Origin of the sequence: Bacillus hominis (assembly GCF_030348325.1) — a bacterium.
GTDB lineage: Bacteria > Bacillota > Bacilli > Bacillales > Bacillaceae_G > Bacillus_A > Bacillus_A hominis.
Map to the genome: position 1 here is coordinate 4,125,076 of NZ_JAUCFS010000005.1, position 15,645 is coordinate 4,140,720.

General features: G+C 34.4%; 15 protein-coding genes and 1 other annotated feature. Of the genes, 3 read left to right on the top strand and 12 right to left on the bottom strand.

Annotation, left to right across the window (positions count from 1 at the left end; all coding sequences use genetic code 11):
• Nucleotide 1: 1 nt before the first annotated feature.
• From QUF93_RS24030 to QUF93_RS24040, 3 genes are all read right to left on the bottom strand, one after another.
• Nucleotides 2-925, bottom strand: coding sequence for an ABC transporter ATP-binding protein (locus QUF93_RS24030; protein ID WP_289360409.1), 924 nt, complete (start codon nucleotides 923-925; stop codon nucleotides 2-4).
• Between the two features lie 125 nt (nucleotides 926-1,050).
• Nucleotides 1,051-1,986, bottom strand: coding sequence for a HAMP domain-containing histidine kinase (locus QUF93_RS24035; protein WP_289360410.1), 936 nt, complete (start codon nucleotides 1,984-1,986; stop codon nucleotides 1,051-1,053).
• A gap of 1 nt (nucleotide 1,987) precedes the next feature.
• Nucleotides 1,988-2,680 (bottom strand): response regulator transcription factor, encoded by a 693-nt coding sequence (locus QUF93_RS24040; RefSeq protein ID WP_289360411.1) that lies wholly within the window; start codon nucleotides 2,678-2,680, stop codon nucleotides 1,988-1,990.
• A gap of 169 nt (nucleotides 2,681-2,849) precedes the next feature.
• Here QUF93_RS24040 and QUF93_RS24045 point away from each other — a divergent pair, with 169 nt between their 5' ends.
• Complete coding sequence (locus QUF93_RS24045) at nucleotides 2,850-3,023, top strand: hypothetical protein (protein WP_002122890.1); 174 nt, start codon at nucleotides 2,850-2,852, stop codon at nucleotides 3,021-3,023.
• Complete coding sequence (locus QUF93_RS24050; protein WP_002122891.1) at nucleotides 3,024-3,218, top strand: YwbE family protein; 195 nt, start codon at nucleotides 3,024-3,026, stop codon at nucleotides 3,216-3,218.
• 39 nt (nucleotides 3,219-3,257) lie between these two features.
• On the opposite strand, the gene QUF93_RS24055 is transcribed toward QUF93_RS24050, so the two are convergent.
• Complete coding sequence (locus tag QUF93_RS24055) at nucleotides 3,258-4,457, bottom strand: class I SAM-dependent rRNA methyltransferase (RefSeq protein WP_289360412.1); 1,200 nt, start codon at nucleotides 4,455-4,457, stop codon at nucleotides 3,258-3,260.
• Between the two features lie 249 nt (nucleotides 4,458-4,706).
• Here QUF93_RS24055 and isdG point away from each other — a divergent pair, with 249 nt between their 5' ends.
• On the top strand, nucleotides 4,707-5,030 hold the full coding sequence (gene isdG / locus QUF93_RS24060; RefSeq protein WP_002112144.1) for a heme oxygenase: 324 nt from the start codon (nucleotides 4,707-4,709) through the stop codon (nucleotides 5,028-5,030).
• A gap of 72 nt (nucleotides 5,031-5,102) precedes the next feature.
• On the opposite strand, the gene srtB is transcribed toward isdG, so the two are convergent.
• The 8 genes from srtB to QUF93_RS24100 all read right to left on the bottom strand — a co-directional run bounded on the left by srtB (nucleotide 5,103) and on the right by QUF93_RS24100 (nucleotide 15,505).
• Nucleotides 5,103-5,867 carry a class B sortase gene (gene srtB / locus QUF93_RS24065; RefSeq protein WP_289360414.1) on the bottom strand — a complete coding sequence of 255 codons (765 nt, stop codon included), beginning with the start codon at nucleotides 5,865-5,867 and terminating at the stop codon, nucleotides 5,103-5,105.
• A gap of 43 nt (nucleotides 5,868-5,910) precedes the next feature.
• Nucleotides 5,911-6,681: an ABC transporter ATP-binding protein gene (locus QUF93_RS24070; protein ID WP_289360415.1), complete on the bottom strand. Its 771-nt coding sequence runs from the start codon at nucleotides 6,679-6,681 to the stop codon at nucleotides 5,911-5,913.
• Nucleotides 6,671-7,654, bottom strand: coding sequence for a FecCD family ABC transporter permease (locus tag QUF93_RS24075; RefSeq protein WP_002122898.1), 984 nt, complete (start codon nucleotides 7,652-7,654; stop codon nucleotides 6,671-6,673). The genes QUF93_RS24070 and QUF93_RS24075 overlap by 11 nt, the downstream gene beginning before the upstream one ends.
• A 27-nt stretch (nucleotides 7,655-7,681) precedes the next feature.
• Nucleotides 7,682-8,563, bottom strand: a complete 882-nt coding sequence (gene isdE, locus QUF93_RS24080) for a heme ABC transporter substrate-binding protein IsdE (RefSeq protein WP_289360417.1) — start codon at nucleotides 8,561-8,563, stop codon at nucleotides 7,682-7,684.
• 69 nt (nucleotides 8,564-8,632) lie between these two features.
• Nucleotides 8,633-11,785 carry an NEAT domain-containing hemophore IsdX2 gene (isdX2, locus tag QUF93_RS24085; RefSeq protein ID WP_289360419.1) on the bottom strand — a complete coding sequence of 1,051 codons (3,153 nt, stop codon included), beginning with the start codon at nucleotides 11,783-11,785 and terminating at the stop codon, nucleotides 8,633-8,635.
• Nucleotides 11,786-11,813: 28 nt separating this feature from the next.
• Complete coding sequence (isdC, locus tag QUF93_RS24090; RefSeq protein WP_002122904.1) at nucleotides 11,814-12,524, bottom strand: heme uptake protein IsdC; 711 nt, start codon at nucleotides 12,522-12,524, stop codon at nucleotides 11,814-11,816.
• Between the two features lie 489 nt (nucleotides 12,525-13,013).
• Complete coding sequence (gene brnQ6 / locus QUF93_RS24095; protein ID WP_289360421.1) at nucleotides 13,014-14,339, bottom strand: branched-chain amino acid transport system II carrier protein BrnQ6; 1,326 nt, start codon at nucleotides 14,337-14,339, stop codon at nucleotides 13,014-13,016.
• A gap of 118 nt (nucleotides 14,340-14,457) precedes the next feature.
• Nucleotides 14,458-14,709 (bottom strand) — a binding site (T-box leader).
• 106 nt (nucleotides 14,710-14,815) lie between these two features.
• Nucleotides 14,816-15,505, bottom strand: a complete 690-nt coding sequence (locus QUF93_RS24100; protein WP_289360422.1) for a 23S rRNA pseudouridine(2604) synthase RluF — start codon at nucleotides 15,503-15,505, stop codon at nucleotides 14,816-14,818.
• Between the last annotated feature and the right edge of the window lie 140 nt (nucleotides 15,506-15,645).

Below are 15,645 nucleotides of genomic sequence, written 5' to 3' on the forward strand. Positions count from 1 at the left end.
ATTAAGCATGAATGCCTTCTCCATCCATTACATTTAAGAAATACTCTTCTAAAGAACTATGTTTCCTATTAATACTTTCTATTTCAACATCGTTCATAATAAGTGCTTTTGAAATGGCTTGCTGTGACGTCGCCATTTCATAAACACGAATCATGTTTCCACTCATTATTTTGTAATTTTTTATACCGAGTTTATCTTCTAAAATATAAGCTGCACGCTTCACATCAGGAATAGTGATTTCAATGTACTCTGTTTGTTTTCCGTTAATACTCTTCATTGAAACTTCTTTTATTAGTTTTCCATTTTGAATAACACCAATTGTATCTGCCATTTGTTCCATCTCGCCTAAAATATGACTAGAAACTAATAACGTAATGCCATATTCTTTGCAAAGCATTTTAAATAAATCTCGTAATTCTTTAATACCAATTGGATCTAAACCGTTAATTGGTTCATCTAAAATGAGAAGCTCTGGCTTTGTCATAATCGCTCTTGCAATACCGAGTCGTTGTTTCATCCCTAATGAAAAATCTTTTACTTTTTTATTGTCTATGCCGTGCAATTTCACTAAATTCAAGGCATGTTCAATTGCATTTTTATCGTAATAGCCCATATATTCACAATGTAATTCTAAGTTTTCCTTCGCCGTTAATTTATCATAAAAGATTGGATATTCAATAATTGTCCCCATTCTTTTTAATACTTCATAAGATGTGTCTGTTAACTTCTCACCGAAAATTTCAATATCACCGCTCGTCGGTTTTATTAAATTTGTAATCATTTTCATAATCGTTGTTTTACCCGCGCCGTTCGGTCCTAAAAAGCCGTAAATCTCTCCTCTTTTCACATGCATATTAACACTAGAAATAACTTCTTTCCCTCTAAACACTTTCGTTAACTGGTTCGTTTTTAATATATATGTCATGTCACTTTCCCCTTTCGCACTACTCTATAGTTCTATAATAGACAACGGAAATCTCTTTTTTCTTAACCGTTCCTTACAAATTCCTTACGTTCCAAAAAAGCTTGTAGAATCTAATTCTCTACAAGCTAAAACTGTATCTTTGTTAATACAACTGTAAAAATTGTTTTTTCATACGGCTTACTAGAAAGATGAATTTCTCCATCCATCGCTTCCACAAGCCTTTTCGTAATCGTTAACCCTAGACCGCTTCCTTGGTACAATCTATTTCTCGAATCTTCAAGTGTGTACATACGCTCAAACACTTTATCAATATGAGATTCATCAATTCCTTTTCCTTTATCCCATACGTCTATATACACACTCGTTTCATCATCTCTTAAAGTCATACCGAGTTTCTTTCCATCGTCTCCATATGTAATCGCATTTGATATTAAATTATTTAACACTCTGCCTAATACTTCTGCATTTCCAAGTGCATATATATTTCTTTCTGGTATATCAATATGAACATCAAAACCTTTCGTCGTCACTAAATCATAAAAAGATAAAATCTTTTCGCGACAAACTTCATTCATATTTACTTTTGTTATCTCGATTGCCTTGTCACCAGATTCTAATTTTGCCAAATCAAAAAACTTATGAATCAGTTCCATTACTTCCAGTGTTTTTACATGCACTTTTTCAAGTAACATTTGCTGCTCTTCTTCATTTATCGTTTTATCATTATTTAATATTTCAGTATATCCAAGAATAACGGTTAGTGGTGTTTTTAAGTCATGCGAAATATTTGAAAGCATTTTTCTCATCGAAATTTCCACTTTCGCATGATCTGCATTCGTTTTCTGTTTTGCATCTAATAATTGATTAATTGCGACTAATAGTTTTTGCAATTCTGTATCATCCGTCATAATTAATAGCTTCTCACCAGTTTGTTCTTTTACAATTCGCTCTAACTTCTCATACGTGAAACGTAAATTCCTATTACTATTTTTTCTAATTTTATATTGCACGTAAATAACGATAAGCAATATAATAATCACCACTGTTAAAAGTATAACCATACTACATCACTTCCAATTTATAGCCAATTCCCCACAGTGTTTTTATATATTCCGGGTTAGATGGATCAATTTCAATCTTCTCGCGTAATCTCCTCATATGCACATTAATAACATTATCATCACCATAATATTCTTCATTCCAAACAAGCGTATATATTTGTGCTTTCGTAAAAACACGATTTTGATTCTTCACAAATAGTTTTAAAATCTCAAATTCTTTTAAAGTAAGTTTAAGCTGTCTTCCTTTTTTCTCCACAGTAAAATTAATTGGGTCAATTATTAAGTCACCAATCTGAATGGTCTCATCTTTTAATTCCACAGCTGAATACTTTGTAGATCTTCGAATTGCAGCTTTGACACGTGCCGCTAACTCAATCATAGAAAATGGTTTACAAATGTAATCATCCGCTCCAAGCCCTAAGCCAATCGCTTTATCAACATCCGTATCTTTTGCCGACATCATTAAAATCGGAACAGCACTCTTCTCACGGATAATTCTTACAACCTCTAATCCATCTAACTTCGGCATCATAATATCAAGAATAATTAAATCAAATGATGATTTTAAAAAGGATAATACGCCTTCTTCACCATCAGATGCGATTGTAATTTGAAAGCCTTCTTTTACCAAGTACTTTTCAACCATCTCTTGAATTGAGATATCATCTTCAACTAATAAAATATGATATGACATATTTCTATCCCCTTTTTTACAAACATTAACAATTCAATTGTATCGTAACGAATGAATGCTGGAAAGAATTATATGAATTTTCAAACCAACTTCCCTTCCTTCCTTAACAATGATATGATGAAATTCACTACTATTGTTCATAATTAACTTTATATAAAGGAGACTTATCATGTCAGAAAACAAAAAAGTAAGCTTAGCTGATTTAATGCGCGAACAACTTGCGAAGAAAAAGCAAGGAAATGGAAACAGTTCAAATAATGGAAATCAAAGCCAAGCAACGAAAAAATTACAAAACCAACAAACGAAGAAAACAAACAACCAACGTAGACGTACAGGTGTATAAATGAACGGGCAAAAACGATCTAACATCGCATCAGGTCTTGAAGTTGATATTGTGTTAAAACAAGATCAACGAACTGGCAAATTAACACGTGGAATTGTAAAAGATATTTTAACTAACTCACCTTCTCATCCGCACGGCATTAAAGTACGATTGCAGGACGGGCAAGTTGGTAGAGTCCAAAATATCGTTCAATAAGAAAAGGAGCTCAAGTAAACTCGAGCTCCTTTTTCTTTATTAACCTTTAATTTTCTCGATGAAAACTACTTTTAAATAGTCTCCTTCTTTAAATTGATCAATTGTACGGAAATCTTCCGGTAAAGAATATTCTTCTAATATTTTATATTTACCGTTCATTTCTTTAAATGCTGTATCGATAAAGCCATTAAACTTTTTCATATCGAATGCGCTACAATTTGTAGAAGCAACGATAATACCGTTATTTTCTGTAATGGCAATTGTTTCTTTTAATAAATTTTTATAATCTTTCGCCGCACTGAACGTATATTTTTTTGAGCGTGCAAAACTTGGAGGGTCAAGTACAACCATATCAAATTTCATCTTTTTCTTAGCTGCATATTTGAAATATAGAAATACATCTTCTACAATAATATCTTGTGCTTCATAATCAATTTCATTTACACTAAACTGCTCGATCGTTTTACTTAAACTACGATTTGCAAGGTCAACACTTGTTGTTTTACTTGCGCCGCCAAGCGCTGCAAATACAGAGAAAGCCCCAGTATAAGAGAACATATTTAAAACCGTTCTTCCTTGTGCATACTTATCGCGAATTTGTTTTCGAACGTTACGCTGATCTAAAAATACACCAACCATCGCCCCGTCATTTAAATATACTGCAAAGTTTACACCGTTTTCTTTTACGATAAGTGGAAACTCACCGCGCTCTCCTGCTACGAAATCATCACCTTCAATGTATTTTCCTTTCGTATCAAAACGCTTTTTCTCATAAATACCTTTAAAATTTGCTACTTTTTGAAGCGCCGCTATGATTTCATCTCTGAAAGTATAGATTCCTTCACTATACCAGCTCACTACATAATAACCATCATAATAATCGATGATTAAACCGCCAAGGCCATCACCTTCGCCATTTAGGGCACGGAATGCCGTTGTGTCATTTGACTTATAAAAATCTTTTCGTTTATGTAAAGCAGATTTTATTTTACTTTCAAAGAAATCCTGATTAATTTGCTCTTTCTCTTTTCTCGTTAAAATCCAGCCATACCCTTTATTTTGTTTTCCATAATAACCTTTTCCGATAAATTGGTTCTTCTCATCTACTACTTTGATGATTGTCCCTTCTTCACGTACATCATTTAAATTTTGAATTGCATCTTTTAAAATAAGTGGATATCCACTTTTAATTTCTTTTATAAACTTCGGTTTTATTTTTATAGTTACTTCAGATCGCATGTAATGTCTTCCTTTCCATTTGAATGCTTTCTATTAATAGGAAGCATTTAAAAAACGAGGCTGAAAAACAGCCTCGTTTCACTATACCATATTATTGCTTTGCTAGTACAACTAGCTCATTTCCTAGCATAACTGCTATTTATTTATATAAAAACTATAATTATAATTGACAATGATAATGAAATTCATTATCATTTAAAGTATATGAAACGATGAAAATAATGGTAGATTTATAGGAGGAATACAGAAATGATTATTGTTACAAATACATCTAAAATTACGAAGGGTGACGCACATAAATTAATTGAGCGCTTTAATAAAGTAGGTAAAGTTGAAACGATGCCCGGTTTCTTAGGATTAGAAGTTCTTCTAACTGAAAATACAGTTGATTATGACGAAGTGACGATCAGCACTCGTTGGAATGCAAAAGAAGATTTCCAAGGTTGGACGAAGAGCACTGCCTTTAAAGATGCACATTCACATCGCGGTGGATTACCAGACTTTATTATCGATAATAAAATCTCATTCTATGACGTTAAAATTGTTCGTATGCCCATAGCTGCGGCTCAATAAATTCGGTTTTAATAATTGGTATAGAAGTATGAGAAGTAATACATCTTCTCTACTTCTATACCTTTTCTTTTTTCAACTTCTTTTCACCAACTTCGCATGCACGACTAGTCTACCAGCCTCTGGATCCAGTGCATAGTCACACGTTGAAAGTGTTAAAATTTGATCATCCGCTGTCACTTTTGTATCTGTTTTATAGAGTGACCTATCCTTAATTTTTTCTAGAAAAGATGCATAGTCTTCATCGCTTTCAAAATCCGTTTCAATATAATAGAAATCAGTTGTCGTTGTATATACTGAAAATACTTCTACATCGTATCCTTCAAACAAAGTATCGTAATACAATTTGCGATGAGACATAAAAAAATCTTCTTCTAGCATTTTTTTAAGACTCCCAAACATAGAACCGTCTTTCATACGATGTCCGTATAAAATCGTATTTCGATTTTGAGATTTCATATCGTTGCGATGATCCATAAAAATACTGCCTGCCCTCATATCCTCGCCTTTATAATTACGATACAAATAGTAATCATTATCTTTCGCTTGAACAATCGGATAATTAATTTGCGTATCATCCATTGTAATCCATCCAACTATTTCTGGATTAATTTTTTGTAAAGCTTGAAACTGCGCACGTACTGCTCCATCTGATGATTTTTCTTCCATCGGACTCCTTTGATAAATATCTTGCGCTTCAGCCATTACTTTGCGATTTTCATAGTAATCCATGAACATCCCGCCTAATTCATACACGGAGTAGAAAAAGATGCCTAAAAAAACAACTGTAAGTATTCTTTGAAAAAAGGGATTCTTTTTCTTTTCTTTCTTGCCGCTCAAATTATCACCTCAAAACGGATTGCCAAAGGGATTTAGCCGCCTATCAAATCCCCATTGGTACCATATACAACCCTGTATCTTCATCGTATTTCACGACGACCTCTACGCCATATATGCTCTTAATCATATCTTCTGTTACAACATCATTTGGCGTACCTTTCATAACTATTTCTCCATCTTTCATAACGATAATATGATCGCTATAACGGATTGCTTGATTAATATCATGTAATACCATAACAATCGTTAAACCATGTACTTCATTTAACTCTTTCACTAACTCTAATATTTCAAGCTGATAGTAAATATCTAAATACGTCGTCGGTTCGTCTAAAAACAGCATGGGCGTATTTTGCGCTAAAGTCATCGCAATCCAAACACGTTGCCTTTCTCCACCAGATAATGCATGTATTGGCTTATCACGCTTATCTTGCAGTCTCGTACACGTCAATGCTCTTTCGATTGCTTCGCTATCCTCGTCAGTTTGTGTAGAAAAAATATTTTTATATGGCATACGCCCAAAACTCGTCAATTTTTCAACTGTAATATCTGCTGGCGCCTCATTTTGCTGATGAACGACCGCTAACTTTCTAGCAAACTCTTTCGGCTTATACTGGCTAATAGCTTTCCCATCTAGCATTACTTCTCCGCTACGGGGATTATGATTTCGCGACATAACACCTAGTAATGTTGATTTCCCACAACCATTTGGGCCAATAATTGTTGTAATTTTTCCAAGCTCTATCTCACTACTAACAGACTTTAAACGATCCGTTACATTATCATAAGAAAAGGTTACATTTTTAATTTCCATGAACTCGATCACTCTTTCTAAGCAAGAATATTAAGAACGGACCACCGATAACTGCCATAATCGTTGCCGCTGGAATTTCATTAGGCGGTACGATAAGCCTACCGATTGTGTCTGCCGTTAAAATTAATAACGCACCTGCAAGGGCTGAAAATGGAATAAGTACTTTATGATCTGATCCAACCAATTGCCTTGAAATATGCGGGATAAGTAACCCAACAAAAGCGATAACGCCCGCAATTGCAGTTGATACAGCTGCTAAAAGCACAGCAATGGCAGAAATAATAAGGCGTACCCTCGTCACGTGAAGTCCAAGGTTTTTAGCCGTTTTATCTTGTAAAGATAATAAATTACACCATGCCCCTACAAACAGTGCAAGTATAAGGCCGATTGATCCATATGTAACAAGTACTTCCACATCACTCCATGTCTTCATTGTTATATTAGATGTTGTCGTCTGTTTAATACTTTTAATGAAATATCCGCAAATCGTAACGAAAGATTCATTTAAACCAGTAAACATCGCATTAATCGCAATACCAATTAAAATGATGCGTAGCGGACTTAAACCCGATTTCCAAGAAAACGAATAAACGAGATAACAAGCAAACGCACCGCCTAAAAATGCGAATAGTGGTGTCCAGAAAAAGAACTGAGGAAATAGTGTAATGATAACAAGCGTCATAAAACTGGCCCCCGAAGATATCCCGATAACCCCAGCATCCGCAAGTGGATTTTTCATAACTGCTTGGAAAAGTACACCAGAAACAGCAAGTGCTGCTCCAGTGAAAAGTGCAATAATAATGCGCGGGAAACGTAAATCTTTAATGACTTCAACATCTTCATTTGTCCCTGTAAATATACCTTGTAAAAGATCAATGACACCTATTTCTAAACTACCTTTCACAGCGGATACAGTAGTCATAATAACTAGTAATACTGTGACGATGAAGAAACTCCAAAATTTTTTATTCATCTCAATCTTCCTTTATCTATACATGCATCATGGATACATCATTTTCTTTAATTCATCTAGAGCTTCAATAGCCGCTAGATTCCCTGTTGTTCCAAATAAACGCTCTTCCAAATCGTAAACTCTATTATTTTTAACTGCGGCAAAATGCTTCCAAATATCATTCGTTTTAAATTCCTTATCAAACATTTTCACAACTTCATCTGGCATACCATGTGCTGCACGTAAAATAATATCTGGGTCAGCTTTTTTTAAGTACTCTGTGTTAGAAGCTAAATACTCTACTTTCTCACCTTGCACGATATTTTTACCACCTAGTTGTTTTACTAAATCCCCAATATATGAGTGTTCTGTCGCAACTAAATAACTTCCAGGCACTCCAAGTAAAATAAGGACTGTCGGTTCTTTCTTCCCTTTTACTTGTTTTTGAATGTCTGCAACCTTGTTATCAAACTTTGTTACAACTGCTTCAGCCTGTTTCTCACGCCCATATTTTTTACCCAGCTCTATAATTGAGTTTTGCATGTTTTTTAAACTCGTTAAATTTAAAAAGTTTGCCTTAATGCCCGCTTCATTAAAAACTGGCTTCAACTCATATTCAAGCGTCGTAACAGATAATACTTCTGATGGTTTCATTGATTTTACTTTTTCCATATCAGGGCTCATCGGATTTCCAACATCCGGTAAGCCTTTATAACGCTTCGGTAATGTTTTATAACTAGTTGGAACACCAATTAAATCTACTTCTAACGCATCCATAATTTCAGTCACGGCGACTGTAGTTGCAATAACACGTTCCTCACTACTACTCTTTACCTTTTTTGCCGTTTCTTTTTTTGGTGATGAGCACCCAGCTATACTAAATAAAAGAATGATAGCCATTAATACACTCGTGATTTTCTTCACTCTCAATCACCACTCCTTTCAGTACAATATGAAACGAGTCTTGATGCATGAAACCATGCATCAAGACTCCAAATTTTACAGTCTACCCGCTCTATATTTACGAACTAATAAAGCAAGTGAACCTAATAGTAGCACCATGTATAAACCGATTTGTGCTGTATCTGCTGTTTTTGAGTTTTTCTCTTTTTTCGCATCGTTCTTCACATTTTCGTTTTGCTTCTTACCGTCTGCATTTCGGTTAAAATCAGGATTACTGATTGTTTTTACATTGTCTACTTTCGGTGTAATCACTGGATTTTTCGGTTCATTCTTCGGATCGTTTTTCGGATCCTCTTTAATAGTTCCTACTGCACCAATATTATTTGTATCAAATTGAATTTGCACGTCGTAGAAATGATGGTAGTTCATTGAATCGATATCTACTTTTGTTTTCGCATTTAATTTCGCAAATAAATCATCGATTTCAAACTCTACTACTCTCGTATCTGCATTTTTATCTTCACTCACTACTTTTGCATCAACAAACGCACCAGCATTTTCTGTTTGGAACTTCGTAATCCACGCACTATTTTTCAGTGTCATCGCAACATATTTTTTGCCATCTTTCACTGTTAATCTTGCTGGCTTTACAACGTATTGATTCATCATTGAAATCTCATCCGTTTTATCTTTTAACACTTTAAAAGCAACATCATATTGACCGTCTTTTAAATTTTTCGGATCAACTGTTGTGTGTCCATTTTGATTGTTATTTCCGCCTTGATTATTGTTTCCATCTTGGTTGTTACTTCCACCTTGGTTATCGTTTCCGTCTTGATTATTGTTTCCATCTTGGTTGTTATTTCCACCTTGGTTATCGTTTCCGCCTGGAATGTTGTTTCCATCTTGATTACCTAAAGCTTTAATACTACCTTTATCAAATACAAATTGAATATCATAGAAATGATGGTAGTTCATCGCATCAATATCTACTTTCACTTTTGCATTTAGCTTTTTCGATAAGTCATCTACTTCCACTTCTACTACTCTTGTATCTTGCTCTTTATTTGTACCTAATACTTTCGCATCGACAAATGAACCATTCTTTTCAAACTCAAACTTTGTAATCCATGAGCTATTCGTTAATGTGAAGGATACATATTTCTTACCATCTTTCACTTTCAATACGCCTGGGCTCTTCGTATATGTGTTCATCATTGAAATTTCTTCTGTTTTATCTTTTAGCACTTTAAAACCGATACTGTATTCACCGTCTTTAAGAACATTGGGATCAATTGTTGTGTTATTGTCTTGGTTATTATTTCCACCTTGGTTGTCATTTCCGCCTTGGTTATCGTTTCCGTCTTGGTTATCGTCTCCGCCTTGGTTGTCGTTTCCACCTTGGTTATCGTTTCCGCCTTGGTTGTCGTTTCCACCCTGGTTATCGTTTCCGCCTTGGTTATCTACTGGCTGAATGCTATCTTTATCAAATGCAAATTGAATGTCGTAGAAATGATGATAATTCATTGAATCGATATCTACTTTCACTTTTGCATCTAATTTTTTCGATAAATCAGCTACTTCTACTTCCACTACTCTTGTATCAGCCTTCGTATCTGTATTTAATACATTTGCATCAACAAACGCACCATTTTTCTCAAACTCAAACTTTGTAATCCATGAGCTATTCGTTAATGTGAAGGATACATACTTCTTGCCATCTTTCACTTTCAATACACCTGGGCTCTTCGTATATGTGTTCATCATTGAAATTTCTTCTGTCTTATCTTTTAACACTTTAAAACCGATACTGTATTCACCATCTTTAATTGTGTCAGCATCCGGTTGTTTCTCTCCGTCTGGCTGTTTGTCTTCATTTTTAATTGCTTCAAGTTTGTCTTGTTCAAATACAAGTTGTACGTCATGAGTTTGCTTGTAACCTTGCGATGCCACTTCAATAAATACTTTTGTATTTAGTTTTTTCGATAAATCATCCACTTCAAATTCTACTACTCTTGTATCTTTTTCTTTATCTTCACTCACTACTTTTGCATCAACAAATGCACCATCTTTTTCCGTTTGGAAGTTTTTAATTAATGAGCTACTTTTTAGTGTTACGATTGCTTTTTTCTTACCATTTTCTACTTTCAATATTCCTGGATTTTCCATGTAAGTATTCATTTTAGATTCTTCATCCGTTTGATCTTTTAATACTTTAAATGGAATGCTGTACGCACCATCTTTAATTATTTCAGCATCCGGCTTTTTATCTTCATCCGGTTGTTTCTCTTCATTTTTAATTTGTTCAAGTTTGTCTTGTTCAAATACAAGTTGTACGTCATGAGTTTGCTTGTAACCTTGTGATGCCACCTCAATAAATACTTTTGTATTTAATTTTTTTGATAAATCAGCTACTTCAAATTCTACTACTCTTGTACCTTTTTCTTTATCTTCACTCACTACTTTTGCATCAACAAATGCACCATCTTTTTCCGTTTGGAAATTTTTAATTAATGAGCTATTTTTTAGTGTTACGATTGCTTTTTTCTTACCATTTTCTACTTTCAATACTCCTGGATTTTCCATGTAAGTATTCATCTTAGATTCTTCATCCGTTTGATCTTTTAATACTTTAAATGGAATGCTGTACGCACCATCTTTAATTGTGTTAGAATTTGGTTGTTGATCTGAGTCAGGCTTTTGGTCGGGCTTCTGACTTGGATCCGGATTTTCATTTGGATCTGGCTTATTAGCTGGGTCCTCTTTTTCATCTGGTTTTTCTACATGAATTGGTGTAATGCTATTTTGATCGAATGAAATACGAATGTCATAGTAATGATGATAATTAAAAGCATCAATATCAACTTTTACTTTTGCATTTAATATTTTCTCTAAATCTTCTACATCAAATTCTACTACTCTTGTATCGTTCTCTTTATCTTCACTAACTACATTTACATCAACGAATTGACTACCTTTTTCTGTTTCAAACTTCGTAATCCATGAACTATGCGTTAATGTAAAGGATACTTTCTTTTTCCCATCCTTCACTTTTAAAGTTCCCGGGCTTACTGAATATTGATTCATCATCGACTCTTCATCTGATGTATCTTTTAACACTTTGAACCCAATTGAATACTCGCCGTCAGCTAAAGTTGTAGCAGCTTGAACTGCAAGTGGTTGTAGCGTTGATACGAATGTAAAAATCGTTAGAAACATTGCAACAACAATCTTAAGATACCTGTTCAATGGAATGACTCTCCCTTTTAAAATTTATTTATTTACTTAACTTCACTTTACGAACTAAGAAAACACCTGAGATCAAAACTAACGCTGCAAATAATCCGATGCGTGCATCATCACCTGTTTTTGGGTTATCTGTTTTTTCAGCCTTGCCACTCTCATTTGTTCCTTTATTTGCGTCTTTGTTTGTTTCTTTACTCTCTTCTTTCTTTTGCTCTTCTTTTACTTGTCCATCTTTTTTAGTTTGATCATCAGTTTTTGTTACAACAGCTGCATTGTTATCGCCACCTACAGCCTTCACATTTGCATCAAATGCAAAGCGAACTGTGTAATGATGGTCGTAGTTTGCACTTGGTACAACAACATGAATTTTTACTCCTAACGGTTTAGATAAATCATCAACTTTAAATTCAACCGTTCTTTTATCTGCTGCTTCGTCCTTGCTAATTACTTTTGAATCAACGAAATTACCATTCTCTGGTGCTTTGAATTCTGTAATCCAAGCACTATGATTCATTGGAACTTGTACTCTCATCTCACCATTTTTTACAATTAACTTAGCTGGTTTTTCAAAATAATCATTTGCCATTGAAGCCGAATCATCTTCCGCCTTTTTGATAACGTAGTTAATATCGTAAGTACCGTCAGCTAATTTTGCTGAAGCTTGTCCAGATGGCATTACGAGAAAAGCTAGCATACATACTAACGTTATAATAAATGCGGGTAATACTGAAAACTTTCTCATTTTGCTTACTTCCTCCTTGTTTATCTTTCGTTTTATAATTTGAAAATGATAATTATTCTCAATTTATAAGAAAAAAATAATCTCTTCTACCTTTATTTAATTGTCATTAATTTATGTAATATAAGTATCGTTGATTATCATTCTCACTAGAGGTCAAAAAATATAATATCCCTCAATATTCCCTATAAAAAGCACTCTAAAATAATTCAATCACTTTACTGATTATCATTCTCAGCAGACTACAAAAAAAATAAACTACCTATTCTATTGTTCTATCACCCCTTCTTCCAAAAATGATATAGTCATAGAAAACCTCTTCCCTTGCTCCCGTCACTTCCCTTCCAACATTTCCACAACTAAGTCAATCTTAGCCTACTGTTAAATTTTTTGTCAACTATATTACGTATAAATTTTTTAATATCTGAATTTCTCTATGTATGACTTTTTCTACAAAAAAAGAGACTTTCTATTATAGAAAGCCCCTTTTCTCTATTTTTCTACAGCAACTTCTTGTTTCTTGAACATAGAAATTACATAACCAATCGCTACACCAACTATAGCGGGAACCAACCAACCAATCCCTACACTATATAATGGAACCTTATCTAAAATAGGTGCTAATGCCGCGATTTGAAGATCCGCATTGTTTAATCCATCAAAGAAGCTAATCGCGAACGCTCCTACAATACCTCCTACATACATCGCTAATGGAAGACGAACGTAATTTTCAACAAGTGATAATACGATAAGCACAATACCAATTGGATAAATTGCGATTAAGATTGGTAATGCTAATGCGTTTAACTGAGTTAAACCAAGATTTGCTACCATAAATGCTAATACACAGAAAATGAAAACAACTTTTTGATATGAAAGCTTCGGTAATAAGGAAGAAAAGTATTCTCCACAAGCAGCAACAATACCTACAGAAGTTGTTAAACATGCTGCTGTAATCGCGATACCTAGTAATAAAGTTCCGTAACTTCCAAATAAATGGTTCACAACGTTTGTTAAAATAATTCCTCCGTTTGCGCCCATTCCAAGAGATACACTAGAAGCCCCAAGATACGCAAGCGCCAAATACACAAGTAGTAAACCAAGTGCTGCAATAAATCCTGCAAAGATTGTTACTTTCGCAATGCTGTTCTTATTTGTAACACCTTTTGCTTTTAAAGCATTAATGACAACATTTCCGAATACAAGTGCTGCAAGTCCATCTAAAGTTAAATATCCGTCAATAAAACCTTTAAAAAGAGGAGCACTATACGCTTCTGTCGGTGCACCAAATTCTCCAATTGGTGTAATAAGTGCTTTACCTACGATAATTGCAATAACAGCTAACAAAATTGGAGTTAACACTTTACCGATGCGTCCCACTAATTTCGATGGGTTTAAAGCTAAATAGAACGTTACTGCAAAGTAAATAAGTGTAAAGATAACAAGTGGATATGATTGACCAGCTATTTCACTTGGTAAAAACGGTGCAATGCTCATCTCATAAGCAACTGTTCCTGTACGTGGAACACTTACGAATACGCCTAAACATAAATAAATTGCAGTGATAAAAACAAGTGCGAATATAGGATGTACCCGTCCCGCTAGCTCATTAATATCTCCCTTTAAAGCTATAACAATAACCCCTAATAAAGGCAATCCCACACCTGTTACGATAAAACCAAACAACGCGATCCATACATCTGTTCCAGCACCTTGTCCTAACGCTGGTGGAAAAATCATATTACCTGCACCGAAAAATAGTGCAAATAACATTAAACTTATTGCAAACATCTCAGAAAACTTTAAAGATGATTTCATTTCTACTAACCTCCTAATTAATCATTTCATTAACAAAATATTCTGAATTTAAACCCGTCACATATCCTCTTTCAAACATACTTCCCTATAAAAGAACGCAAAAAACACCCGTCCCTAACAAAGGGACGAGTGCTGAAATCGTGGTTCCACCCTTATTCTAATAAAATGAATTTATAACGAAATAAGCTCATTTTATAGCTCGTGTAAATTGATAACGGTTTTATCCGCCAAGAATTACAATGCATCATGCAGTTCACTCTTGAAGTTTAGAGGTGGTAAGTATATCTTTCCGTATTAGGAAGCTCACAGCCTAAGGCTTCCCTCTCTGAAAATCGTAAAAAACAACTCATGTCCTCATCATTACTTTTATTAAATATCTTGTCGAAACTTGTTGTTTTTTATTATATGGGCTATTTTCAAAAAAATCAATAGTTTTATTTTTTCTGACAAAAAATATAGGGAGAAAACTTTTCTCCCTATAACTGCCCTATTAATATTTCTAATTCCTCAGCTGTAATGTCTCGCCATTTTCCTACTCCAAGCTCATTTAGCTCTATATTCATAATGCGAACTCGCTTCAACTTTTTTACAGTAAACCCGAAAGCACGGCTCATTCTACGAATTTGTCTATTCATTCCTTGCGTTAAGACGATGCGAAATGTAGATTGATCGACTCTCATCACTTTACATGGCTTCGTCATACCATCTTTAATCTTTACACCGCTGGACATCTCATCAATAAACCAATCAGTAAAAGGCTTATCGACCGTAACAACATATTCCTTCTCATGTTCATGATCACCGTGCAAAATTTTGTTAGTAATAGAGCCATCATTCGTTAATAAAATAAGTCCCTCTGATGCCTTATCTAATCGCCCAACAGGAAAGATTCGCTCTGGATAATTGATATAATCAATAATATTATCTTCAATATGATCGGCTGCTGTACAAGTAATTCCGACTGGTTTATGAAAGGCGATATACACTTTTTCTTTCTCTTCTTTTGCAATAACCTGTCCATCAATCGTTACAATATCACCATCGCTCACTAGTGCACCATGCGTACATATTTCGCCGTTAATAGCCACGCGCCCTGCTTTAATGAGGCGATCTGTTTCACGTCTTGAGCAGGATTTTGCTTCGCTTATGTATTGGTTGATTTTCATAGCTTATTCCTTTTCATATATATTAAAAGCGTCAATCTATGGCAATATCATTATGCCACGATTGACGCTCCTTCACTTCGCAAAAACAACTAAATAAATAACCCCAATCACCAAAAATATTCCACAACAAGCTAACAATA